This window comes from Fictibacillus phosphorivorans (assembly GCF_007673525.1).
GTDB lineage: Bacteria > Bacillota > Bacilli > Bacillales > Fictibacillaceae > Fictibacillus > Fictibacillus phosphorivorans_C.
Window position 1 is genome coordinate 2,312,046 of record NZ_VDZU01000001.1, and the last position, 24,308, is coordinate 2,336,353.

The window sequence follows — 24,308 nt, forward strand, 5'->3', positions numbered from 1 at the left end:
CATTTTCCCCCTGTAAGTGTTTTCATTTTAATGACTAAAACCAATGCTGCAAAATAAAGTACCGATCACCCCCTAAAAAAGACTTTAACTATAAGCGCTTTCTTAAAACAGAGAACATAAACTTATCAGATCTAAAATAGTTGCAAGAATAGAGTACAGGTTCATCAAATTGATCGTAGTGCATTTGTTTTAAGATGAGGAGTGGAACGCGTTCATCGCTTTCCAATATTTCAGAAACTCTGTCGTGATATCCGATCGGTTCAATGTTTGTTACCGCATACATAACACGTCTACCCGTTTCTTTTTCCAACATCTCTAAGAATGATTCATAATCGTGTAAACCTTTTGCAGGGAAAAGGTGTGCTGGCATATGATCTTTACAAAAGACAACTGGTTCTCCATCTGCAGTACGGACACGTTCCATCATCATGAGTCCTTCAGGCAATGAATCATTAAACTTGCTAAGTAGTTCTTCTGTAACATCCGTCATCTGTGACGTTAGGAAAATAGTCCCGGCTCGTTTGCCGCCTCTTTCTATCATATCGGTCACACTGTAGAGTTCTTCAATACCGGATGAGAACAAAGCACGAGTTCTTACAAAGGTACCAACCCCATGTTTTCGAATGAGCACGTTTTCATCTTCCAGTATACGAAGCGCTTCTCGCAGTGTAGCTCTTGAGATGCCGAGCTGTTTAGATAGCTCAAATTCAGAAGGAAGCTTTTCTCCCTCTTTATAAATACCTTCTTCAATATCTTTTTTTAACTTTTCAATCACTTTTATATATAACAAGCGATGGTCAGCTTTAATTGACATTACAAAACCACCTTAACTAAGTTGTTCGACGTATGACAAATTATTAGTAGAATCGACATTACTATACCATTTTTAATTCTATAAATAAATACTATTTTTACAAATTTTTAATAGGTATTCTTTGGATTTTACATAAATTGAATATAATTCCAATAACAGATGAAAACGAGCCCTTATGAGCTCGTTTTCCTAAGACTTATGAACTAGATGCTTCTTTTTCGTCCGGCATAGCAGAAATCAGCACTTCTCTAGGTTTCGATCCTTCATATGGTCCTACGATTCCTTTGGATTCCATCGAGTCGATCAACCTTGCTGCTCTCGAATAACCGATGCGGAACCTTCTTTGAAGCATGGAAACCGAAGCTGTCTGCATATCAACGACAAGTCTGACAGCATCTGTAAACAAGTCATCTTCCGATTCCATGACTGCTGGTTCTGCTTCTTCTGTAGGAATCATCTCTGCTTGATATTGAGCTCTTTGTTGCGAAACACAATGATCTACGATCGCCTCTACTTCTTCATCTGATAAAAACGCACCTTGAACGCGAACCGGTTTTGAAGCTCCTGAAGGGAAGAACAACATATCTCCTCTTCCTAAAAGCTTCTCTGCCCCTCCCATATCAAGTATTGTTCTTGAGTCCGTTTGTGAGGATACACTAAACGCGATTCTAGATGGTATATTCGCTTTAATAACACCTGTAATTACATCAACTGACGGGCGCTGGGTCGCAATAATTAAGTGGATCCCTGCTGCTCGAGCCATCTGAGCAAGACGGGTGATCGCATCCTCAACATCACCTGAGGCAACCATCATCAGATCAGCAAGTTCATCAACAATAACCACGATATAAGGTAAGAAAGGCTGTTTTGCATCACCTTTAGCGTTTTGTTTTCGAATGGATTCATTGTATCCTTCGATGTTTCGAGTACCACTATGCGAGAATAGCTCATACCGGCGTTCCATCTCAGAGACAACCCGTTTTAAAGCTTGAGCTGCTTTCTTCGGCTCAGTTACGACTGGTGCCAGAAGATGAGGTATCCCATTATACATATTTAATTCTACCATCTTCGGATCAATCATCATCATTTTCACTTCGTGTGGCTTAGCTCTCATCAGAATACTCGTAATAATTCCGTTTACACACACACTTTTACCGCTTCCGGTTGCTCCTGCAACAAGCAAGTGAGGCATCTTAGAAAGATCTGCGATGATCGGTTCACCTGAGATATCCCTGCCTAGACCAATCGCGAGTGGTGATTGTTGGCCAGAGAACTGCGGCGCCTCAAGGACTTCTCTTAATGTTACCATCGAGATCTCTTGATTCGGCACCTCGATCCCAACGGCTGATTTTCCTGGTATAGGCGCTTCGATCCGAATATCTTTTGCAGCTAGAGCGAGAGCCAAGTCATCTGATAGGTTCACGATCTTACTTACCTTAACACCCACATCTGGGTACACTTCGTATTTCGTAACGGCAGGACCGAGATGAACTTTAAGAACTTTTGCTTTGACTCCAAAACTCTCGAACGTTTTTTCAAGTTTTTTTGCGTTGCTCTTGCTAGCTGCATATTGCTTGTCTTTATGCTGTCCACTGTTTTGAGGCGTTCTGAGATGCTTCATTGTCGGAAGCTGATAATGTTCGTTCTGAATCACTTCATCACCAAAATTAACAGGTAGAGGTGAAGGTGTCGGCTCATCTTCACCTCTATTAACATCCTTTACATCTTCTTTTTCTTCGCTCTCACCGTACATCTGAGGTGCAAATTTCAACTGAACGCCGCTCTCTGTTTGTTGAACTCTTTTTGTGAAGTCTTCAATTACTGGATCTTCAGAAATGATGATCTCTTCAGTATCTTCTTCATCATCAACAGTTGCCGGTTTTAAATTTTTCTTTTCTTTTACTTTTTTACTTCTCTCTTCAGAAAGTGCAGTCTTCTTTTCTTCTAAGTATTCTTTTATTTTAGAAGTTGCTGAACCCGAAGTATCGACTAGTTTCTGAAGAAGAACTGATAACGATTTACCGGATATCAACAGAAGGCTTCCTATTATCAAAAAGAAGATGACAAGTTTTGTTCCTCCAGCACCAAACAAAAAGTAAAAAAGAGCAAAACCGATAGCTCCTACAAGACCTCCACCAATATCATTGGTCGAAGTTTCCCCTTGAAGCTGCATCCAATAAAGATCCCACGTGTTCCTTATGACCGATGCATCTTTCCATTCTCCACCGTTTGTTAAATGTTCAAATAAAGTTAAGTGGCTCAACACTAAAAATGAAAAGAAAAGTATATAAACACCTGTTAATTTTTTGGATACTAAAACCGGCCAGCTTCTCTTCCATATCAAATAAAAGGATAATAAAATACAAGCAAGCAAGAGGATGCCGTACCATTCTCCACTAAAGAATCGCAGTAGATGAACAAAAGCCATTCCTACATTGCCCATCTTAGCAAGTGCTAGAGAGGACAGTGCCAAGATGGTAAGCCCTGCTATCTCGAATGTCAGCTGCTCTTTCCATCGGCCTTTATTCTTCGCTTTCTTTTTTTTGTTTTTTGCCATTTTTTTCACCTCACTAGCATGCAATATTATGTATGTATGAACAAAAATAGAAAGAAAAGCAGCCCTGCAAATCAGAAGGCTGCTTTAAGATAGTATAGCATAATTCTTAGATGACTTTTTCAAAAGTTTCGCAGCACCATTCCAGGTTGACAGTCTTCTAGTAAAAAATGAGAAGGGTCTGTGCTCATGATCTGGACGATTCTTTTCTCATCACCCATACGTTCTACGAGAACAGGTACATTATTATAAAGTATTACATTCTGCGCCGACTGTTCGTTTCCTTCTTCCGGAAACATCAATTCAAAAGGCTGCATCGTATACCAGATCATTGTGTTAACCCTTTATCCTCATCTTTTTTGTTTGCTTCGATCAACTCATTCAACTTCTTGATCGCTTGACCTACTCCGCCTACTTCGTTTATGAGTCCATCACTTACCGCATCTGTTCCAATTACATTCGTACCAATATCTCGAGTCAGATTCCCTTTAGAAAACATCAGTTCTTTAAACCGCTCTTCTGTGATCTCGGAATGACTCGTTACGAAAGAGATCACACGATCCTGCATCTTGTCTAAATACTCAAACGTTTGTGGTACTCCGATGACAAGACCTGTTAATCGAACCGGATGAATCGTCATAGTAGCCGTTGGTGCGATAAACGAATAATCAGCGCTGACCGCGATCGGAACTCCAATGGAATGTCCTCCTCCTAATACGAGGGATACACTAGGCTTTGAGAGGGAAGCAATCATCTCAGAGATAGCGAGTCCAGCTTCAACGTCTCCGCCAACTGTATTCAGAATCACAAGAAGTCCTTCAATCTTATGATTTTGTTCGATGGCAACTAATTGCGGAATCAAATGTTCGTATTTAGTTGCTTTGTTGTTTGGAGGGAGCTGCATATGACCTTCGATCTGTCCCACGATCGTCAAACAATGTATGCTCGATCCTTCCATTGTTGGTACGTTCGTTTGTCCTAACGACTGTATCTTCTGTATAAGACCCGAGCTATCATCTTTCTTAGGTGCATCCGTTTGTGGTGCTTCTGTTTCTGGTGTCTGATCCATAAATTCATACCCCTTCTAAGTTAGGTTCTTCTTAGTATGGGCGTTATTTCCATTCATATGATAAAAAAATAAAAAACCCGCTTTAGCAGCGGGTTAAATTTCCATAATGATCGGCATGATCATCGGTCTTCTCTTCGTTTTTTCAAACAGATACTGACTTAATGTATCTCTTACGTTTGATTTGAGACTAGACCATTCTTTCATATTTTCGTTCATGCATTTTTCAAGAACATCACGAACTTTCGTATTCGCTTCTTGAAGAAGAGCTTCACTTTCACGTACGTACACAAAGCCTCTTGAGATGATCTCAGGTCCTGAGATCAGCTTATGAGAATCTTTACTGATCGTAACAACGACCACTAAGATACCGTCTTGTGATAAAAGTTTACGGTCACGAAGCACGATGTTTCCGATATCTCCTACACCAAGACCATCTACTAATACGTTTCCTGAAGGTACTTTTCCAGTTTTTTGAGCGAATCCGTTAGCGAACTCTACAACTTCACCTTTATCCACGATAAAGATGTTGTCTTTTTCAACTCCAACTTCAATCGCCAATTTTTGATGCGCTTTTTGCATCTTGTATTCACCATGAACAGGCATAAAGTATTTAGGTCTCATCATACTGAGCATGAACTTAAGTTCTTCAGCACTACCATGTCCTGATACATGGACCTTTTTCTGACCAAATATAACGTCTGCTCCTGTACGCATCAGTTTATCGACCATCTTTGCAACTGAAGTTTCATTGCCAGGTATCGGGGTAGCGGCAATTACGACTGTATCTGAAGGACGAAGAGCGATCTGTTTATGCGATTTTTGTGCCATTCTTGACAATGCTGCCATAGATTCTCCTTGGCTACCTGTTGTTAAGATGACTACTTTTTCATCGCTGTAATCGTTTGCTTGATCAATCGTTACTAATAGATCTTTTTCAATCGTTAAATATCCTAGCTGTGAAGCAATATCAACAACTTTTACCATACTTCTACCGTTAACAGCGACTTTTCTGTTTGTTTTTGCAGCTGCGTTCATAACCTGCTGAACACGGTGGACGTTTGAAGCAAATGATGCAATGATTATTCTTCCTTTTGCCGCTTGGAATACATCAAGGATCTCTTGTCCAACTTGTGCTTCTGGACCTGTAGACCCTGGTCGTTCAGCATTCGTACTATCTGATAGCAGACACAGTACCCCTTCTTCAGCCAGGCTTGAGATCTTGCCAAATTCGGTATGCTGTCCATCGATCGGCGTATGGTCGATCTTGAAATCACCAGTATTTGCAATAATTCCCTGTGACGTGTGAATTGCAATTCCTACTGCATCTGGAATACTGTGATTTACGTGGAAGAAGCTTACCTTCGCACTGTTGAATGAAAGCTTTTGATTTGTTTCAATCATATTTAATTCTGTGGAACGCAAAAGTCCCGCTTCTTTTAATTTTGCTTCTACAAGTCCTAACGTCAAACGTGTTCCATATACGGGCACGGGTACTTGTCTTAAGACATATGGAAGTCCCCCGATATGGTCTTCATGGGCATGAGTTAAAAAGATTCCCGTCACACGCTCCAGGTTTTCCTTCAAGTAGGTCACATCTGGTATAACGATATCAATCCCGAGCATTTCCTCTTGAGGAAACATCAGACCTGAGTCCATGACAAAAATTTCCTCACCTGTGTCCACAACATACATGTTTTTGCCGATCTCACCGACTCCGCCCAGGGCAAAAACTTTAATTTTATCTCTATTTTGTTTTGACAATGTGTATATTCCTCCTATGTTGTATGTAAAAAATCTATAATCCCGATCACGTCACTTAAAAACATTATACTCTATGAGAGGAATACAAAACAAGACTGAGCAAAGGACAAATAAAAATAAGGTTATAGCGGTGGATCTAGTTTGACTGAACGTTTTTTGTTTGTGAAAATCGAAAAGTTTAATAATTTCACGGTAATCCGTTTTATTTTCACGGTAAATCAATATTTATTCACACATAAAGCCAATAATTTCACGGATAAAATTATTTAAACGATTTTCGACAAAACGTGTCTACATAAAGACGCTGACTTATTTTTTTCGATCGGTAGCAGGATGGAGAAAGACCATTTTCGTCTACAAATACAGCATTTAGTACTCAAAAAAAAAAGGGCTACACATATAATTCACATGCGAAGCCCTTTTTTATCAACTAAAGAAAACCCAGTCTATTTTTATAAGCTGTTTAATCTGTTTGAGAGTGCTTCTCTTTCAGATTGGTTTAAAGGCAGTAACGGTAATCTAACACCGCCGACATTAAGCCCTCTTACTTGTAGCGCTGTCTTTACTGGAGCAGGACTCGGCGCTTTAAAGAGCTCTTGCATAACAGGAAGCAACTTCCGATGAATACGCGCAGCTTCTTTATTTTCACCGTCTCTAAACGCCTTGATCATCGTCTGCATCTCGTTACCGATCACATGTGAAGCCACTGAAACGATTCCCGCACTTCCTATCGCTAAAGAAGGAAGGGTCAAACCATCATCACCACAGTAAACGACAAAATCGTCAGGCGTATTTTCAATCACTTCACTCATCGTATCCAAATTTCCGCCTGCATCTTTTAAGGCAACAATGTTCGGCACTTCAGCTAGTCGAAGAACTGTATCAACAGAAAATGTAATCACTGATCTTCCCGGGATGTTATACGCCATGATCGGAAGGCTTACCGCACTTGCAATAGCCTTATAATGAGCGATAATTCCTTCCTGACTTGGTTTATTATAATACGGTGCTACGATCATAATGGCATCCACACCGATTTCTTCAGCTTTTTTTGAAAGATCGATGGATGCTTTCGTATTATTACTACCCGTACCTGCGATCACAGGAACTCTTCCATCGACCACTTTTACCACGTGTTTAAAAAGTGCTATTTTTTCTTCTGTCGTTAATGTCGCTGATTCTCCGGTAGTCCCTGCTACTACAAGACTATCTGTTCCATTGTTGATCAGATGGTTTACCAGTTTCGTCGTTCTGCCAAAATCGATGTTCCCTTTGCTGTCAAAAGGCGTTACCATCGCGGTACTAATACTTCCGAAATTCATTTCCTTCACTCCTCAATACTCATTAAACTGCTGCTGTACAATTTCTTGTAAGTTCGCAGATATTCCTTCCTCATTCAAACGAAAAGCGGAATGAAGAGCATTTACTGATTCAATAAGGTCCGTTTTCTTTACGAGCACCCAAATCGTAGTATGTGAATCAGCAGATTGTAAGATTTGTATGTTCCTGCTAGACAGTGATTCTACGATAGCCGCCGTAACACCTGGAGTGCCTGCGATGCCAGCTCCAACTGCCGATACTTTTGCACAATCTCTGTTCACTTCAGGTTCGTATCCTAGAGCATTTAATTTTGCTAATGCCAAATCTGTCTTGTCTTCCATGATCGTATATACGACACCTTTAGGGCTTATGTTAATAAAGTCTACTGAAATTTGTTCTTGTGCCATGGCTTTGAACACTTTTGTATGAAGATCATATTGCCCATCGTTCGCATACACTTTAATTTGGGTAATGTTTGAGACATGTGCAATACCCGTAATGATTGATTCTTGTACATCTTTACCTGCAGGTCCTTTTATGGCTGATGTAACAAGCGTCCCCGGAAGATCTGAATACGTTGATCGAATTCTTAACGGTATCTTAGCCTGCATGGCGATCTCTACAGCACGTGGATGAATGACCTTTGCTCCTTGATAAGCCATGTTGCAGATCTCTGCATAGGTTACGACAGATAATGGTCTTGCATCTTTAACAAGCCTAGGATCAGCAGTCATAACCCCTTCAACATCTGTAAAAATATCGATAAACTCAGCTTCTAAAGCAGCACCTAATGCCGAAGCACTCGTGTCGCTTCCACCTCTTCCAAGTGTTGCGATATCCCCAGATTTTGATTGCCCTTGAAAGCCTGCAACAACAACTACTTGATGGTTTTCAAGTTCTGACTTTAACCGATCTACTTTCATGTCTATAATTCTTGCATTAGAAAAGTCATCATTTGTTCTGAACCCTGCTTGTGGACCTGTTAACGCTACAGAGGAAAGACCTGTTGTATTTAACAATCCAGAAAATACGACTGATGAAATAATTTCTCCGCAAGACAACAAAAGATCTTGTTCTCGATTAGAAATCTTGTTCTTATCTCCTACAAGGCTTAATAGAGTGTCCGTCGCATAAGGATCACCGAACCGTCCCATCGCTGAAACGACGCATACTACTTTATAGCCTTCTTCTACCGCATTTTTAATATGACGAATTGCCTCAATGCGGCCTGTATCATCTTTTAAAGAAGTTCCCCCAAATTTTTGAACGATTATCTTCATGAATGCACCTTCTTTATTTAATTAAAGCAGATTTAGTTTAATCAAGCTCTCTGCGATTTGTACGGAGTTATATGCAGCACCTTTAAGTAAGTTATCTGACACGACCCACATGTGATAGGCGTTGTCACGGTCTAAGTCTTTACGTATTCTACCAACAAAAACGTCAGGCAGACCTGCAGCTATTGCTGGCATTGGATAGATCTGATCTTCAGGCTGATCCTGAAGGGTAATACCAGGAGCTGTTTTAAGTAGTTCTCTTATTTCTTGAACGGATGGGTTACCATTTTCAAACTCTGCATATAAAGACTCTGAGTGTCCTGTCTCTACTGGTAATCGTACACAAGTTGCTGCGATCTCTAGATTTTCTAAATGCATGATTTTCTTTGTTTCGTTCATCATCTTAAGCTCTTCAAACGTATAACCGTTCTCTTCAAATTTATCAATCTGTGGAACCGCGTTAAATGCGATCTGATAGTGCTTTTTGTCTGAGGCGCAAGGCATGATAGAAGCCTCAAATGATTCATCGTTCAAAATTGCTCTCGATTGTTCTTTTAGCTCTTCAACAGCTTTAGCTCCCGCTCCTGAAACCGCTTGGTAAGTAGAAACGATTACTTTTTTAAGACCGAATTTTTCGTGAAGAGGCTGAAGGGCAACGACCATCTGAATCGTCGAACAGTTCGGATTCGCAATGATTCCGTTATGTTTTAATAGGTCTCCTTCATTTACCTCAGGTACAACGAGTGGTACGTTCGGATCCATTCTGAATGCGCTCGTGTTGTCTACAACGATCGCACCTCTCTTCACCGCTTCGTGTGCAAGAGCTTTGGAAACAGAACCACCTGCAGAGAACAATGCTAGATCAACACCTTCAAAAGCTTCAGGAGTTGCTTCTTGAATCGTATGAGATTCTCCATTAAACGTGATGACCTGTCCTGCTGATCTTTTACTTGCAAGAAGAGATAATTTTTTTATTGGAAAGTTTTTTTCACTTAACGTATTTAACATCTGCTGGCCAACTGCGCCAGTCGCTCCTACTACAGCTACATGAAATGATTTTTGGCTCATACTTTATTAACTCCTTTATTGTTTAAGGTAAGCAATCTACAACAGAAGGAGAAACTCAAAGATTTAGTTTCTCCTAGTTAATCCATATAATTTATCATATTTTATCATAAACTTTGGTGTTATGAACGGATTTTCTTCTGTTGTTCGATCGATTACCCTAAATCTCTTACCCTAAGAACAGGCTGGAGCTGTTTCCCTTCAATCGCTAGCTCAATCGTTTCAATGAGAGTGTCCATATGAGCGACTAATGAATTTTGCTTTTTGACTGGATCGTCTTGACTGAACGGAATGAAATAGATATTTTTAGTTGCCATCAACCTCATAATATTTACACCGTTCAATCCTAGACCATCATTTGTAGATATTCCTAGAACGACCGGTTTTTGGTTACGAAGTGTTGCCTTTGCTCCCATTAATACCGGAGAATCTGTCATAGCATTAGCAAACTTGCTTATCGAATTTCCGGTCAACGGAGCAATGACCATACAATCTAGTGGTGTTTTTGGTCCAAAGGGTTCAGCTTTCACAATAGAATCTACTGGTTCGTTTCCAGTAATCTGTTTAATCTTTTCCACCCATTCCCCTTCTTCTCCAAAACGTGTAGACGTATGTCCTACGGTATGTGTAAAGAATGGCGAAACATTCGCTCCGAGCTCTACAAGCTTTTGAATCTGTGGAAACACAGCATCGTACGTGCAGTGAGATCCTGTTAAGCCAAACCCGATATGCTTACCTTTAAAATCCATGATAATTACCCCTTCCGCTTAAATTCATTGATTAAGAGCTGCGAAAGTACATTTGCAACAATCTTACCCGCTGTTTTAGGAGCGACGATTCCTGGCAATCCTGGTGCAAGAAGTGCTTTGATCCCGCGTTTTTCTGCATACCTGAAATCAGTGCCTCCTGGTTTTGAAGCCAGATCAACCACTAATGTATGGGAAGGAAACTTCGAGATCACATCTGCATTAACAATCTGTGTTGGAATGGTATTAATGCAAACATCCGTTTCATAGACTTCATTCTTTAAATCATCTAAATGAAATGGAATCATCCCCATCTCAGAGATCCTTGCCATATGTTCAGATTTTCTCGCTCCCACTTTCACACGAGCTCCTAATGCTTGGAATGTTCTTGCCACACTCATCCCGACACGTCCGAATCCTAGAACAACTGTATTAGATTGATGGATGGTGATATCCGTGTGCTGGATGACCATCATGATCGTTCCTTCAACGGTAGGGATACTGTTATAGATCGCCACATCATCTCTTTCAAATAATTTTGTTAGCTTTCTATTGCTGTTCTTTGTGATAGCATCTAAATAAGAATTGCTGATACCCGAAAATACTTGGCAATGGTCTTTCGTCTGGTTAAGGTGCTCCTCTGTAAGAATCATTTTTTTATTAGAGAAAATAGTATCGATCTCCCCCTGCAGCCCTGTTCCGCTTACAGGCAGAATGATGCTGTCTAACTTTGAAAAATCCACTTCATCTATATCCATTTTTGAAGCTCCCGTAAATCCATGATCAAGTTGGTCATAACCGATTAGTGTAAGTATCGCATCCAGTTCTGTTAGTTTCCGAATAACTTCCAACTGCCTCGCATCGCCGCCAAAAACTGCGATATGCAAATCCGTTAACATTCTTTCTCCCCTTTCTCCGTTGTTCCTTTTCTTGCAGGGGATAACTATCCACGTTCACCATCATATGAACACCCCGCCTATCTGGTTACAGAAAGACATTCTGCACAACGGTATAACTCATATTTAATAGTCGTTTCTATTTCGCTAATTAACACGATCATAAGCTTTCAATCAACACCATTATATTCATGAGCAACTCCTTTGTTTGGGGCATTCAGAAAACACAAAGCCCATTTTTAAAGAAGGTATCTGAAAACGCAAAAAAACCCGGATGAATTCCGGGTTTCGTTGTAATGAGTAGATATGCTATTGAAGTCCTTTCGGAAGTTCACCTTGAGGACTCACTAGGGAAGCTGAACATCCTTCGCTGAAGATAGACTGAACCAACGTGTTCACATCGTCTTTTGACACGTTATCGATCGACTCGACCATATCATCAAGGGTACGGTGGTAACCTAAGATGAGCTCATGTTTTCCGTTTCGGCTCATTCTGCTGTTCGTGCTTTCAAGACTCAGCATCAAGTTTCCTTTTATCTGTTCTTTAGAGTTCTTCAATTCTTTGTCAGTAATTCCGTTCTCTTTTAAATCATCTACAATATTTAATATCGTATTATACAATTCATCTAATTGATGTGGAGCCGTTCCTCCATAAATCGTAAAGATCCCATTATCCTGGAACGCTGAATGGTATGAGAAAACAGAATACGCTAAACCTTTTTGCTCTCTTACTTCTTGAAACAAACGGCTCGACATGCTTGATCCAAAGATATTATTTAGAATGATCAAACTATAGCTGCGTTTGTCTTTTAGAGATAGTCCAGGGAAGCCGAGACAAAGATGTGCTTGTTCTGTTTCTTTTTTACGAGATAGCTTCTCAGGATAAAAAACGGGAGATTGAATTTCTGGTTTGATGATGCCGCTTGTTTTATAATCACCGAACCATTTCTCAACTTCCTTTATGAACGATTCATCGACGTTTCCTGCAACAGAAATGACTACTTCTTCCGGAACATAATGAGTATCCATATAATCTCGGAGTGTATTCCCGGTAAATGTGTTCAATGTTTCTTCTGTACCTAAGATGGGAAAACCGAGTTCATGATTCTGAAAACTAGCACGGCTTAACATATCATGAACAATATCATCAGGTGTATCTTCATACATTTTAATTTCTTCTAAGACAACATTCTTTTCTTTTAATAATTCTCCCTCATCAAAGGTAGAGTTGAAAAACATGTCCGCTAATACTTCAAGTGCATATGGTGAATGCGTATCTAGGACTTTTGCATAATAACATGTGTATTCTTTTGAAGTGAAAGCATTCACTTGTCCACCGATGCTATCAAAAGATTCGGCAATTTCTCGTGCAGTTCTCGTCTTAGTTCCTTTAAAGAACATGTGCTCGAGAAAATGCGAAATTCCGTTGTTTTTTGTGTTTTCAAATCTTGAGCCTGTGCCGATCCATACACCGATCGCAACAGAGCGTACTGTTGGAATGTTTTCCAAAACGATTCGCACGCCGTTTGAGCATGTATATCTTTTAATCAAACTTGTTTCCCCCTAGCTGTCAGTTGTTCCACAATAATCATAGGAACAATATACCATTATCATAACGCGTACACAACTTTACTTGATGGTTTTAGGTACTAATCTCGTTTCATCCATCAAGTCAGATACCGTTCCGATGCTGTAACCTTTTTCTTTTATTCCTTTAATGAGTTTATCAAGACCGGCAGAAGATGATTCGGTTGGGTGCATTAAGATCATCGCACCAGGATGTACTTTACTAAGAACCCTCCCTACCATCTCATCAGGATTTGGTTTTCTCCAATCGATCGTATCAACGGTCCAAAGAATCGTTTTCATATCCATCTCTGAAGCGATTTGTACAACGTCGTTTCGAAAGCTGCCACTCGGGGGAGCAAACCATTTTGGCTGTATGTCGAGCGTTGCATGTATCACTTCGTTCGTTTGTTTAAGTTCCTCGGTTATACGTGAATTCGTCATCTTTTTTAAATCCGGATGCGAGTAAGCGTGATTACCGATCTCATGTTTTTCTTCTGCAATCATTTTAGCGAGTGACGGGTTCTTCTTCACCCATGACCCATCTAGAAAATAAGTGGATTTCACATTATTCTTCTTCATCGTTTGGAGCATGCCAGGAAGGTACTCATTTCCCCACGCTACGTTCACTAAAAGTGTAACCATAGGTTTTTCAGGGTTACCTCTATAGATAGGTGATGCAGGAAGGTCTTCAAGATGAACACTTGGATTTATTTGCTTTATAACAAGCTTATTATGATCGTATTTATTCGCTTTCTTCATCGCTTTAAAGGATGCTTCCATGTCAACAACAATGCCATTATAACCGGGAGTGGCTTTCCAGACTGGATCAATCTCTGCATTTTTAGGAGGACGATTTAACTCCTTTGCTTTTTCCTTGATCTGCTGATAGATTGAATTTGATTCCATTTGCGAAACGGCTGTACTCTGAGCCTTTAAACTCTCAATATAGGTGCTTGTAAATGGATTATGCAACGAAAACGCTATCGAAGTGATAACCAGAACGACTAATGACCATTGAAGAATTTTATTTTTCACGTGAACTCCCTCCCTGTAACCAAAGTATGTACGATTTGGACAGGTTAGAACGTTTATAAATATCGCCCGAGCAAGTTCATTATTGTAGTATTGGCGATTTTGCAGCCACTCCATAAGCAAAGAGCGAAAAAAAACGACAAAAAAAAGACTGACCCATACGATACAATGTATCTGTAATGGAACAGTCTTACTATTTATTTTATACGTTTTGCTGCTGCTCGTTCTTTGCTTTTTCTTCTTTCAGTACAACTTTACGCGATAAGTTTACGCGACCTTGATTATCGATCTCCATAACTTTAACCATGATCTCGTCACCAAGTTTCACAACATCTTCAACTTTTCCTACACGTTCTTCAGCAAGTTCAGAGATGTGAACGAGTCCATCCTTACCGCTGAATAGTTCAACAAACGCACCAAACTTTTCGATACGTTTTACTTTGCCCATGTAGTACTCTCCTACTTGAACTTCACGAACAATATCTTCAATGATTTTCTTCGCTTTTTTGTTCATCGCTTCGTCAGTTGAAGCAATAAAGACTGTACCGTCTTGCTCAATATCAATCTTAACGCCAGTTTCTTCAATGATCTTGTTGATGATCTTCCCGCTCGGTCCGATTACATCACGGATCTTATCCGGATTGATCTTCATCGTTAGGATCTTAGGAGCATATTGAGAAAGCTGTGTACGAGATTCTGAAAGTGTAGCAAGCATAGACTTTAGAATGATCATACGTCCTTCTTTTGCTTGTGTTAATGCTTCTTGAAGGATTTCACGGTTAATTCCTGAGATTTTAATGTCCATTTGAAGAGCAGTAATCCCATTAGGTGTACCTGCAACTTTAAAGTCCATATCTCCAAGGTGATCTTCCATGCCTTGAATATCTGTTAGAACTGTTACATCTTCACCGTCAGAGATCAGACCCATAGCAATACCTGCAACAGGAGCTTTGATCGGAACACCAGCATCCATCAATGCAAGCGTACTTGCACAAATACTTGCTTGTGATGTAGAACCGTTGGATTCTAATACTTCGGAAACGAGACGAATCGTGTATGGGAACTCTTCTTCGTTCGGAATCACTTGCTCTAATGCTCGCTCACCTAATGCACCATGTCCGATTTCACGTCTGCCTGGTCCGCGCATAAATCCAGTTTCACCTACACTGAATGGAGGGAAATTATATTGGTGCATGAAACGTTTTGACTCTTCTACACCAAGACCATCAAGAACTTGAACATCGCCAAGAGCTCCTAATGTACAGATGCTGAGTGCTTGGGTTTGCCCACGTGTAAATAGACCTGAACCATGAGTTCTTGCTAAAATGCCTACCTTTGAAGAAAGTTGACGGATCTCATCTGTTTTTCTTCCGTCCGGACGAACTTTCTCCTTAAGGATCAAGCGTCTCACTTCTTCTTTGATGAGTTTATGTAAAACCTCTTTTGCTTCGCTGGCTTTATCTTCATCTTCTTCATAACGAGAAGCGACGTTTGCACTTACAGCGTCTAAAGCTTCTTGACGTGCATGCTTTTCAACAACCTTAACTGCTTCTTTCACATCGTTTCCAACAAATTCACGAACTTCTTGTTCAACATCTTTATCTAGCTCATGAAGAACGATCTCCATCTTCTCCTTACCAATTTCAGAAACAATCTCTTCTTGGAAAGCGATTAAACGCTTGATCTCTTCATGACCGAACATGATCGCTTCAAGCATCACTTCTTCAGAAACTTCTTCTGCACCAGCTTCAACCATGTTGATGGCATGTTTAGTACCCGCAACAATTAATTGAATATCACTTTTTTCATTTTGCTCAACCGTTGGATTGATCACAAACTCGCCTTCGATTCGACCAACAGTTACTCCAGCGATCGGTCCTTCAAAAGGAATATCAGAAATAGACAACGCAAGTGATGATCCGATCATCGCAGCCATTTCTGAAGAACAGTTTTGATCCACACTCATTACTGTGCTGACAACTTGTACTTCGTTACGGAAACCATCTGCGAATAGAGGACGAATAGGACGGTCGATCAAACGACTCGCTAAAACAGCTTTTTCGCTTGGACGGCCTTCACGTTTGATAAATCCACCTGGAATTTTACCTACTGCATATAAACGCTCTTCGTAGTTTACTGTCAGCGGAAAGAAACTAAGGTTTTTAGGCTGTTTTGATGCAACAGCTGTTGAAAGCACTGCAGTATCGCCATATCTGACCATTACAGCACCGTTCGCTTGTTTTGCTAATTCTCCAATTTCGAACGTAAGCGTTCTACCCGCCCAGTCCATTGTAAAAGTTCTTTTTTGTTGATCCATTTTACTTGGTACTCCTCTCAACACTTAGAAAAATCCTATCATATTATGGTTCTATTATATCCTAACGTAGTCCTTCCTAAAAAGAAAAACTCGAAAGAATTTACTCATACATACCAAGAATAACATGTTTAGTGCCGTTTATGGATGAATGCTTGCAATAAAAAAAGCGGGAAATATATCCCGCTTTGCTGGATTAACGACGTAATCCAAGTCTTCCGATCAATTCGCGGTAACGCGTGATGTCCTTGTTACGTAGGTACGTTAACAAGTTACGGCGCTTACCAACCATTTTCAATAGACCACGACGTGAGTGGTGATCTTTCTTGTGTGTACGCAAGTGATCATTCAACTCATTGATTTGTTCAGTAAGGATAGCGATTTGAACTTCTGGAGATCCAGTGTCCGTATCATGTACCTTATACTCGCTGATTAGTTCGTTCTTACGCTCTTGAGTAATAGCCATCCTTTTCACCTCCTTAATAATAGAAACACCAATTACCGAGCAAACGTCGGTGACTCGATTTGCCAAGCAATGGTTATATGCACATTAAAATGTACAGTTATTATCATAGACTTTTTATAGAATAATTGCAAGTTTTTTATTACAGTGATTGTGTGATCTCATATGTTTTGCTTTTATCGGCATGAAGCTGTGCGATGAGCTCGTCTATTCCACTAAATTTCTTCTCATCACGAATTCTTTTCAACCAAGTGATTCGAACCTCTTCACCATATATTTCGTGGTTGAAGTCAAAGATATGAACTTCGAGTGAAGGTTTTTTTTGATCATCCTTAAATGTAGGTTTATAGCCTACATTCGCCATCGCTAAATAGCTTTTTTCATCGACAGAAACCTCAACTGCGTATACACCGACTTTTGGCAGTGAATATTGGTCGGTGTCAAGGTTCGCAGTCGGGAACCCAATCGTACGGCCACGCTTATCCCCATGAATCACCGTGCCGTTGAGCTTATATCTTCTGCCCAAGTAAGGCTCAATCTCATCGACAAGACCTTCTTTAAGGCAGTTTCTAATCAGTGTGGAACTTATTTTGTGACCATCTTTTTCAATCTTTTCAATAACCGTTTGTCCAAATTGTCCGTTAGATTCTTTTACTAATGTTTCAACGCTTCCTTTTCCATACTTCCCATATGAAAAGTCAAATCCGGTAACTACATGGACTACATTCAAACCGATCACATATTGATCAACAAACTCCTGAGTATCTAGATTCGCAAAAACTTGATCGAATTTCACAAGATAAAATCTCTCTACACCCATCTCCTCTAGAATCTTCTTCTTTTCTTCTAAAGGTGTGATATATGTCCAATTTTGATCACTCTTACCTAATACAACAGACGGATGCGGGTGGAAGCTCATAACAGCAGAAACAGCGTCGTTCTTCTTAGCAAGCTCTACTGCTGTGTTGATCACACGTTGGTGTCCAACATGAATCCCGTCAAAATAACCTAGAGCCAAAAAAGTTGGTGGAAGGTTATCTTGTTGAAAATGATGCGGATGACTTATAACAATCGTTTCCAAAAACTCACCTACTAACTTCTTTCGTTAATCAATGGCTAACACTTTAACCGGTTTTATTAAACCTGGTTTTGAAGGATGGTTCTCATAAATGGCTAGACATTTTCCTTCTTCATTATAAACACCAAACGGGCTTTCTACCAAATCTTTTGGTGCTTCAAGCACAGAACCATTTTTTATTTTGAAAAACAGCTCTTCTGAAACTGTCCATTTCGGAAAGTGAGAGATTCCTTTTTCAAGAGGAAACAGATAATCTTCTAAAGGCGTCACACTGCTTTCAAGCTGCTCAAACGTCACACAGTCTTCGATTGAGAACGGCCCTGATGCTGTTCTGATCAGAGATGACATATGTGCCGGATATCCAAGTCTTGCACCAATCTCAACAGCAAGCGTCCTAACGTATGTACCTTTAGAACATCGTACGCGGAATGAGAATACAGGTTGTTCTTTGCTGAGCATATCTAAGTTGTCGTCATTAATTAGCTGAAGCTCATGGATAGTAACATTACGTTTCGGCCGTTCAACAGTCAACCCTTGCCTCGCATATTCATAAAGTTTTTTTCCGTTAACTTTAACCGCTGAATACATCGGAGGAACCTGTTCGATCTCTCCTTGTAAAGACTGTAAAATTTCTGTTATATCAGAAATTGAGATATCCTTGTCTACATGTTTTTCTTCTACTCTTTCACCGTGAGCATCTTCTGTCTCTGTAGAAAAACCTAAAGTGACCTCACCTATATATTCCTTGCCGTAGTCTGACATGTACTCTGAGATTTTAGTCGCTCTTCCAATACATATAGGAAGGACCCCCGTTACCTCGGGATCTAATGTACCTGTGTGACCGACTTTTTTTGTTGAAAAAATTCTTCTTATCTTTGCCACACAATCATGTGATGTCATACCAGCAGGTTTCTTCAATGCCAAAATTCCTTGTCTTGCACTCATAAAAGCTTCTCCTTTGATCACATTATCTCTTTTTTACAAGCAAAAAATGGATAGACAAAATTAATTGCCTATCCATTTGCTATTATGGTTTCGGATGCTCTTCGTTTTCCTCGTCTTCTTCAACTTCACGTTTGATATCAGACAAAAGACTTTCGATCTTGCTTCCATAATTTAGAGATTCATCAAATTTAAAAAAGATGTCTGGTGTTTTACGCATGCGGATTCGTTTTCCGATTTCCGTACGAATGAAACCTGTAGCTTTCGCTAGGCTTCGCAATGTTTGTTCCTTTTGATCGGCATCACCAAACACAGAAACATAAACAGTAGCCTGCTGTAAATCACCTGTTACATCTACCGCCGTAACGGTCACAAAACCTACGCGGGGGTCTTTGATTTTTCGGCCTATAATGTCACTAAGCTCTTTTTTCATCTGTTCCCCAATACGATTGGAACGGATTGTGCCCATTTTTACTACACCCCGTTTCTTGCCACTTGCCTTACAGCCACTCGATGTTTGAACGTGTAACTTCCAACTCAGTAATAGATGTAATAATCGCAAGTGCTCTTTGCAATTCTTTTTCTGCTATTATTTTGTCCGAAGAAACGGTAACCATACTTATCTCGGCGCGCTGCCACAAATCTTGATGATCTGTTTCGGATACAGCCACGTTTAATCGTTGACGAAGCCTGTTTACCGCTTTTTGAACAACTGAACGTTTATCTTTTAACGACTGTGCTTCATAGATGAAAAACTCAACCGTCAAGAACCCGATCATTTTACTTTAATTTCTTCCATGATATACGCTTCAATGATGTCGCCTTCTTTAATATCATTGAACTTTTCTAATGTGATCCCACATTCGTATCCAGCAGATACTTCTTTAGCATCGTCTTTAAAACGTTTAAGTGCATCGATCTTACCTTCGTAAGATACAACACCGTCACGAATCAAGCGAACAGTAGAATCTCTTGTGATTTTTCCTTCAGTAACGTAACATCCAGCGATCGTACCAACTTTAGAAACTTTGAAAGTCGTACGAACTTCAACTTGCCCGATAACTTTTTCTTCGAACTCTGGGTCAAGCATCCCTTTCATCGCTGATTCGATCTCTTCGATTACGTTGTAGATGATTCTATGCAGACGAACATCGACTTTTTCAGCGTCAGCTGTACGTTTTGCACCATTATCAGGACGAACGTTGAAACCGATCACGATTGCGTTTGAAGCTGATGCAAGCATGATGTCATACTCATTGATCGCACCAACACCTGAGTGGATGATTTTAACTTTAACGCCTTCAACGTCAATTTTTTGTAAAGATCCTGCAAGCGCCTCAACAGAACCTTGAACATCACCTTTGATGATGACATTGATTTCTTTGATGTCACCTTCTTTAATCTGGTTAAAGAGGTCATCAAGGTTTAGTTTTGAAGATTCTTTACGCTGTGCATCTTGTTGTTTTTTGAAGCGGGACTCACCAACTTGACGAGCTTTTTTCTCGTCAGCGAAGACCATGAACTGATCTCCAGCTTGTGGTACATCGTTCAATCCAGTAATTTCAACTGGTGTTGAAGGTCCTACCGTTTTAACTCTGCGGCCAAGGTCGTTCACCATCGCACGAACACGACCGTATGTGTGTCCAACTACGATTGGATCACCAACGTTTAATGTACCTGATTGAACGAGTAGAGTTGCTACAGATCCACGGCCTTTATCAAGCTGTGCTTCAATTACTGTTCCAATTGCAGTACGGTTTGGATTTGCTTTTAATTCTTCAACTTCTGAAACAAGGTTGATCATTTCAAGCAGGTCGTCAATTCCGTCACCTTTAATCGCTGAAACGTTTACGAAGATCGTATCTCCGCCCCAAGCTTCCGAAACAAGTCCGTGCTCAGTTAGTTCTTGCATGACTCGATCCGGGTTAGCAGATTCTTTATCCATCTTGTTTACAGCCACGATGATTGGAACTTCCGCTGCTTTAGCATGGTTGATCGCCTCTACTGTCTGAGGCATTACACCGTCATCAGCAGCTACAACTAGAATTGTGATATCTGTTACTTGAGCTCCACGGGCACGCATCGTTGTAAACGCAGCATGTCCAGGAGTATCTAGGAACGTAATCTGTTTTCCGTTGTTCGTAATTTGATAAGCACCGATATGCTGAGTAATTCCACCAGCTTCGCCTGCAGTTACCTTTGTGTTACGAATCGCATCAAGAAGCGTTGTTTTACCATGGTCAACGTGACCCATGATCGTAACGACTGGCGGACGAACTTGAAGATCTTTTTCTTCATCTACGATTTCGTAGTTTTCAAATTCAGTCTCATCAACGATGATCTCTTCTTCTACTTCTACATCGTAGTCAGCTGCGATCAGTTCAATCGCTTCTTTATCAAGCTCTTGGTTAATCGTTGCCATAATTCCAAGACCCATTAGCTTTTTAATGATCTCAGAAGTATCTTTGTTCAACTTTTTAGCTAATTCACCTACTTGAAGTGATTCAGTGAAAGTGATCTTACTTGGCGTTTCAAGAACTTTCTTCTGAGGAGCTTGTTGCTGCTGGTTTCCGCCGCCTCTGTTTTGCTTGTTGCGATTGTTGTTGTTCTTGTTGTTGTTATTTCTATTGTTGCTTTGGTTTCTATTGTTAGTATTCTTGTTGTTTGAATGATTGCTATTGCTCTTGTTTTGATTGTTGTTACTGTTTTTGTTTTGATTATTTGTGCTAGTCTTGTTCTGATTGTTTTGACTGTTAGTATTCGTGGACTTTGGTCCTTTAGCTTGTGACGAGTTATTGTTCTCTTTTTTTATTTTCATATTACTCTCTTTTTGAACTTCCTTTTTATTAGATTTGGTGTCATTACCAGGGTTGCTATTTTTCACATCTGATTTAGGGAGTTGATTTTGATTCGTTGATTTTGGTTGATCTTTATTGGTCTTTGGACGATAAGCCTCATCCAGCTTTTTAAGAGCTGCCTGATCAATCATAGACATATGATTCGCAACGTGGACATCCATCGTTTTGAGCTTTTCAATAATGTCTTTACTTTGAACATTTTTCTGTTTCGCATATTCGTATACGCGGATTTTACTCATATGTTCACCCCCGAGTTAGTGATCAAGAAGTTCCTTTAATCTCTTAGAGAATCCTTGATCATTTACAGCAACTACAACTCGTTGCTCCTTACCAATAGCCCTGCCTAAAACATTGCGATCTTCCACCCAGGCAAGATCAGTTTTGTAAAAGCGGCATTTATCGGTAACTTTTTTCTTTGTATTATCAGAAGCATCTTTTGAAAGCAGAACAATTTTCGCGTTTTGCTTTTGGATGCTTTTCACAACTAGTTCTTCACCGGATATGACTTTACCGGCTCGAGCTGCTATTCCAAGAAAGTTTTCCCAAGGAGTTGGTTTCAAGATGTATGACTTCCTTTTTCAAGCTGTTCAAATAGATCAGCTGGAATCTTTGTTTTGAGATGTGATTCAAGAACCTTTTTCTTTTTCGCTTGTTCGATACAAGAAGGTTCATGACAAAGGTAGGCTCCTCTTCCGGATTTTTTCCCTGACATGTCGACAGAGACTTCTCCTTCTGGTGAGCGGACAATACGTGTTAATTCTTTTTTAGCCTTCATTTCTTGACAGGCTACGCATTTTCTCATCGGAATTTTACGTGTTTTCATTGTCTCCACCTCGTCTTTTCTTACTCTTCATCCTCATCAGCATCTTCGAAAAAATCACTGCGAGCGTTTGATGGATCGTACACACCTGATTCTATTGCTTCTGTTTCACTTTTAATATCAATCTTCCAACCTGTTAACTTCGCAGCTAGACGAGCATTTTGGCCTCTTTTACCAATCGCTAATGAAAGTTGATAGTCAGGAACGATAACCGTTGTCATCTTTTCCTCTTCATTCACTTGTACTTCAAGTACTTTTGCTGGACTAAGTGAATTTGCTACATATACAACTGGATCTTCACTCCATCGAACAATATCAATCTTCTCACCGTTCAATTCGTTTACGATCGTTTGAACACGTGCACCTTTTTGTCCAACACAAGAACCAACTGGATCTACTTCAGGATCAGCAGCATGAACGGCAATCTTTGAACGGTCACCCGCTTCACGAGCGATCGATTTAATCTCAACCGTTCCATCATAGATCTCTGGCACTTCAAGTTCGAATAAGCGTTTTAAAAGACCTGGGTGAGTTCTTGATACTAAAATTTGAGGACCTTTTGTCGTCTTTTCAACTTTAGTAATGTACACTTTGATGCGGTCGTTCGTGGTATGAGATTCACCAGGCATCTGTTCAGCAGCAGGTAGAAGAGCTTCCACTCTGCCTAGGCTGACATACATATAACGGTGGTCTTGTCGTTGAACGATTCCTGTGATGATATCTTCTTCACGATCAATAAATTCTGAGAAGATGATCCCTCGCTCTGCTTCACGAACGCGTTGTGTTACTACTTGTTTAGCTGTTTGAGCAGCAATACGACCAAAATCTTTTGGTGTAACTTCTTCTTCTACTATATCTTCTAATTCATAGCCAGGGTTGATCGCTTGAGCTTCTGCAACTGAGATCTCTTGACGATCGTCCTCAACTTCTTCAACCACATTTTTTCTTGAAAAAACACGGATACTTCCTGTGTCTCTGTTAAAATCAACACGAACATTTTGCGCTTGATGAAAATTGCGCTTGTACGCAGAAATAAGGGCAGCTTCAATCGCTTCAATAATAACTTCTTTACTAATCCCTTTTTCCTTTTCTAACAATGTAAGTGCATCCAAAAGCTCGGTACTCATTTTTCTTCTCCCCTCTTCATTAAAAAACAACCGCAAGACGGGCGTTGGCCACTTTAGCATAAGGTAACTCTACCTTTTTCACTTGCGTTTTCACTCTAATCTCCATGAACAGCGTTTCACCGTCAAAGTCTTTTAAAAGTCCTTCGTATACTTTTTCGCCGTTTAATGGCTCGTAAAGTTTAATGTTTACATTTTTGCCGATAGCATTTTTCACATCTTCAGGTTTCTTTAATGGTCTTTCAACACCTGGAGAAGATACTTCTAAAAAGTAGGGCTGTTCGATCGGATCAAGTTCATCTAGTTTTTCACTTAATTGTTCACTGACAGTCCCGCATTCCTCGATATCAATTCCACCCGTGGAATCGATGTATACACGTAGAAACCAGTTTTTACCCTCTTTAACAAATTCAACGTCAACAAGTTCAAGTCCTAGTTTTTCAACGATTGGGGTTACAAGCTCTGTTGTGAGCTCTGTAATCTTCTGACTCATTGCTGCCCTCCTTCTTACTGAATGACCTCAAAACGTAACGAAAGAGTGGGGAGCCCCACTCTTTCGCCGACAGTTATTCATTCAACAGTATTTCCAAAAATACTATACCATAA

At 40.1% G+C, this 24,308-nt stretch carries 23 protein-coding genes; all 23 read right to left on the reverse strand.

Annotation, left to right across the window (positions count from 1 at the left end):
• Nucleotides 1-88: 88 nt before the first annotated feature.
• The 23 genes from FS458_RS11505 to rimP all read right to left on the reverse strand — a co-directional run bounded on the left by FS458_RS11505 (nt 89) and on the right by rimP (nt 24,195).
• Complete coding sequence (locus FS458_RS11505; protein ID WP_066393804.1) at nt 89-814, reverse strand: GntR family transcriptional regulator; 726 nt, start codon at nt 812-814, stop codon at nt 89-91.
• 196 nt (nt 815-1,010) lie between these two features.
• Nucleotides 1,011-3,371 carry a DNA translocase FtsK gene (locus tag FS458_RS11510; protein ID WP_144700682.1) on the reverse strand — a complete coding sequence of 787 codons (2,361 nt, stop codon included), beginning with the start codon at nt 3,369-3,371 and terminating at the stop codon, nt 1,011-1,013.
• A 119-nt stretch (nt 3,372-3,490) separates the two neighbouring features.
• Nucleotides 3,491-3,700 carry a YlzJ-like family protein gene (locus FS458_RS11515; RefSeq protein WP_144700684.1) on the reverse strand — a complete coding sequence of 70 codons (210 nt, stop codon included), beginning with the start codon at nt 3,698-3,700 and terminating at the stop codon, nt 3,491-3,493.
• Nucleotides 3,697-4,437, reverse strand: coding sequence for a ClpP family protease (locus tag FS458_RS11520; RefSeq protein ID WP_144700686.1), 741 nt, complete (start codon nt 4,435-4,437; stop codon nt 3,697-3,699). Before FS458_RS11520 ends, FS458_RS11515 begins: the two co-directional genes overlap by 4 nt.
• 93 nt (nt 4,438-4,530) lie before the next feature.
• Nucleotides 4,531-6,198, reverse strand: a complete 1,668-nt coding sequence (locus FS458_RS11525; protein ID WP_144700688.1) for a ribonuclease J — start codon at nt 6,196-6,198, stop codon at nt 4,531-4,533.
• Nucleotides 6,199-6,650: 452 nt separating this feature from the next.
• Nucleotides 6,651-7,520, reverse strand: a complete 870-nt coding sequence (dapA, locus tag FS458_RS11530; RefSeq protein WP_144700690.1) for a 4-hydroxy-tetrahydrodipicolinate synthase — start codon at nt 7,518-7,520, stop codon at nt 6,651-6,653.
• Between the two features lie 12 nt (nt 7,521-7,532).
• Nucleotides 7,533-8,798, reverse strand: a complete 1,266-nt coding sequence (dapG, locus tag FS458_RS11535) for an aspartate kinase (RefSeq protein WP_144700692.1) — start codon at nt 8,796-8,798, stop codon at nt 7,533-7,535.
• Between the two features lie 21 nt (nt 8,799-8,819).
• On the reverse strand, nt 8,820-9,863 hold the full coding sequence (asd, locus tag FS458_RS11540) for an aspartate-semialdehyde dehydrogenase (RefSeq protein WP_144700694.1): 1,044 nt from the start codon (nt 9,861-9,863) through the stop codon (nt 8,820-8,822).
• 152 nt (nt 9,864-10,015) lie between these two features.
• On the reverse strand, nt 10,016-10,609 hold the full coding sequence (gene dpaB, locus FS458_RS11545) for a dipicolinate synthase subunit B (RefSeq protein ID WP_137789621.1): 594 nt from the start codon (nt 10,607-10,609) through the stop codon (nt 10,016-10,018).
• Between the two features lie 5 nt (nt 10,610-10,614).
• Nucleotides 10,615-11,505, reverse strand: coding sequence for a dipicolinic acid synthetase subunit A (gene dpaA / locus FS458_RS11550; RefSeq protein ID WP_144700696.1), 891 nt, complete (start codon nt 11,503-11,505; stop codon nt 10,615-10,617).
• A 306-nt stretch (nt 11,506-11,811) separates the two neighbouring features.
• On the reverse strand, nt 11,812-13,053 hold the full coding sequence (locus FS458_RS11555) for a M16 family metallopeptidase (protein ID WP_144700698.1): 1,242 nt from the start codon (nt 13,051-13,053) through the stop codon (nt 11,812-11,814).
• A 78-nt stretch (nt 13,054-13,131) separates the two neighbouring features.
• Nucleotides 13,132-14,106 carry a polysaccharide deacetylase family protein gene (locus FS458_RS11560; protein WP_260858572.1) on the reverse strand — a complete coding sequence of 325 codons (975 nt, stop codon included), beginning with the start codon at nt 14,104-14,106 and terminating at the stop codon, nt 13,132-13,134.
• Between the two features lie 199 nt (nt 14,107-14,305).
• On the reverse strand, nt 14,306-16,420 hold the full coding sequence (pnp, locus tag FS458_RS11565) for a polyribonucleotide nucleotidyltransferase (protein WP_144700702.1): 2,115 nt from the start codon (nt 16,418-16,420) through the stop codon (nt 14,306-14,308).
• Between the two features lie 193 nt (nt 16,421-16,613).
• On the reverse strand, nt 16,614-16,883 hold the full coding sequence (rpsO, locus tag FS458_RS11570; protein ID WP_066240919.1) for a 30S ribosomal protein S15: 270 nt from the start codon (nt 16,881-16,883) through the stop codon (nt 16,614-16,616).
• Between the two features lie 139 nt (nt 16,884-17,022).
• On the reverse strand, nt 17,023-17,961 hold the full coding sequence (locus FS458_RS11575; protein WP_144700704.1) for a bifunctional riboflavin kinase/FAD synthetase: 939 nt from the start codon (nt 17,959-17,961) through the stop codon (nt 17,023-17,025).
• 24 nt (nt 17,962-17,985) lie between these two features.
• Complete coding sequence (gene truB, locus FS458_RS11580) at nt 17,986-18,903, reverse strand: tRNA pseudouridine(55) synthase TruB (protein ID WP_144700706.1); 918 nt, start codon at nt 18,901-18,903, stop codon at nt 17,986-17,988.
• 82 nt (nt 18,904-18,985) lie between these two features.
• Nucleotides 18,986-19,369, reverse strand: a complete 384-nt coding sequence (rbfA, locus tag FS458_RS11585; protein ID WP_144700708.1) for a 30S ribosome-binding factor RbfA — start codon at nt 19,367-19,369, stop codon at nt 18,986-18,988.
• Nucleotides 19,370-19,400: 31 nt separating this feature from the next.
• On the reverse strand, nt 19,401-19,679 hold the full coding sequence (locus FS458_RS11590; protein ID WP_144700710.1) for a DUF503 domain-containing protein: 279 nt from the start codon (nt 19,677-19,679) through the stop codon (nt 19,401-19,403).
• Nucleotides 19,676-21,997, reverse strand: coding sequence for a translation initiation factor IF-2 (gene infB, locus FS458_RS11595; protein WP_144700712.1), 2,322 nt, complete (start codon nt 21,995-21,997; stop codon nt 19,676-19,678). Before infB ends, FS458_RS11590 begins: the two co-directional genes overlap by 4 nt.
• Nucleotides 21,998-22,012: 15 nt before the next feature.
• Nucleotides 22,013-22,318 (reverse strand): YlxQ family RNA-binding protein, encoded by a 306-nt coding sequence (locus FS458_RS11600; RefSeq protein ID WP_144700714.1) that lies wholly within the window; start codon nt 22,316-22,318, stop codon nt 22,013-22,015.
• Complete coding sequence (rnpM, locus tag FS458_RS11605; RefSeq protein WP_144700716.1) at nt 22,315-22,581, reverse strand: RNase P modulator RnpM; 267 nt, start codon at nt 22,579-22,581, stop codon at nt 22,315-22,317. The genes FS458_RS11600 and rnpM overlap by 4 nt, the downstream gene beginning before the upstream one ends.
• Nucleotides 22,582-22,601: 20 nt before the next feature.
• Nucleotides 22,602-23,705 (reverse strand): transcription termination factor NusA, encoded by a 1,104-nt coding sequence (nusA, locus tag FS458_RS11610; protein WP_144700718.1) that lies wholly within the window; start codon nt 23,703-23,705, stop codon nt 22,602-22,604.
• 19 nt (nt 23,706-23,724) lie between these two features.
• Nucleotides 23,725-24,195 (reverse strand): ribosome maturation factor RimP, encoded by a 471-nt coding sequence (rimP, locus tag FS458_RS11615; RefSeq protein WP_137789633.1) that lies wholly within the window; start codon nt 24,193-24,195, stop codon nt 23,725-23,727.
• Nucleotides 24,196-24,308: the final 113 nt, after the last annotated feature.

Excerpts from the sequence above, each read along its gene's own strand:
- FS458_RS11505 (WP_066393804.1), bottom strand. The coding sequence starts at position 814 with ATGTCAATTAAAGCTGACCATCGCTTGTTATATATAAAAGTGATTGAA.
- FS458_RS11510 (WP_144700682.1), bottom strand. The coding sequence starts at position 3,371 with ATGGCAAAAAACAAAAAAAAGAAAGCGAAGAATAAAGGCCGATGGAAA.
- FS458_RS11515 (WP_144700684.1), bottom strand. The coding sequence starts at position 3,700 with ATGATCTGGTATACGATGCAGCCTTTTGAATTGATGTTTCCGGAAGAA.
- FS458_RS11520 (WP_144700686.1), bottom strand. The coding sequence starts at position 4,437 with ATGGATCAGACACCAGAAACAGAAGCACCACAAACGGATGCACCTAAG.
- dapA (WP_144700690.1), bottom strand. The coding sequence starts at position 7,520 with ATGAATTTCGGAAGTATTAGTACCGCGATGGTAACGCCTTTTGACAGC.
- dapG (WP_144700692.1), bottom strand. The coding sequence starts at position 8,798 with ATGAAGATAATCGTTCAAAAATTTGGGGGAACTTCTTTAAAAGATGAT.
- asd (WP_144700694.1), bottom strand. The coding sequence starts at position 9,863 with ATGAGCCAAAAATCATTTCATGTAGCTGTAGTAGGAGCGACTGGCGCA.
- dpaB (WP_137789621.1), bottom strand. The coding sequence starts at position 10,609 with ATGGATTTTAAAGGTAAGCATATCGGGTTTGGCTTAACAGGATCTCAC.
- dpaA (WP_144700696.1), bottom strand. The coding sequence starts at position 11,505 with ATGTTAACGGATTTGCATATCGCAGTTTTTGGCGGCGATGCGAGGCAG.
- pnp (WP_144700702.1), bottom strand. The coding sequence starts at position 16,420 with ATGGATCAACAAAAAAGAACTTTTACAATGGACTGGGCGGGTAGAACG.
- rpsO (WP_066240919.1), bottom strand. The coding sequence starts at position 16,883 with ATGGCTATTACTCAAGAGCGTAAGAACGAACTAATCAGCGAGTATAAG.
- truB (WP_144700706.1), bottom strand. The coding sequence starts at position 18,903 with ATGAGTGCAAGACAAGGAATTTTGGCATTGAAGAAACCTGCTGGTATG.
- rbfA (WP_144700708.1), bottom strand. The coding sequence starts at position 19,369 with ATGGGCACAATCCGTTCCAATCGTATTGGGGAACAGATGAAAAAAGAG.
- FS458_RS11590 (WP_144700710.1), bottom strand. The coding sequence starts at position 19,679 with ATGATCGGGTTCTTGACGGTTGAGTTTTTCATCTATGAAGCACAGTCG.
- infB (WP_144700712.1), bottom strand. The coding sequence starts at position 21,997 with ATGAGTAAAATCCGCGTATACGAATATGCGAAACAGAAAAATGTTCAA.
- rnpM (WP_144700716.1), bottom strand. The coding sequence starts at position 22,581 with ATGAAAACACGTAAAATTCCGATGAGAAAATGCGTAGCCTGTCAAGAA.
- nusA (WP_144700718.1), bottom strand. The coding sequence starts at position 23,705 with ATGAGTACCGAGCTTTTGGATGCACTTACATTGTTAGAAAAGGAAAAA.
- rimP (WP_137789633.1), bottom strand. The coding sequence starts at position 24,195 with ATGAGTCAGAAGATTACAGAGCTCACAACAGAGCTTGTAACCCCAATC.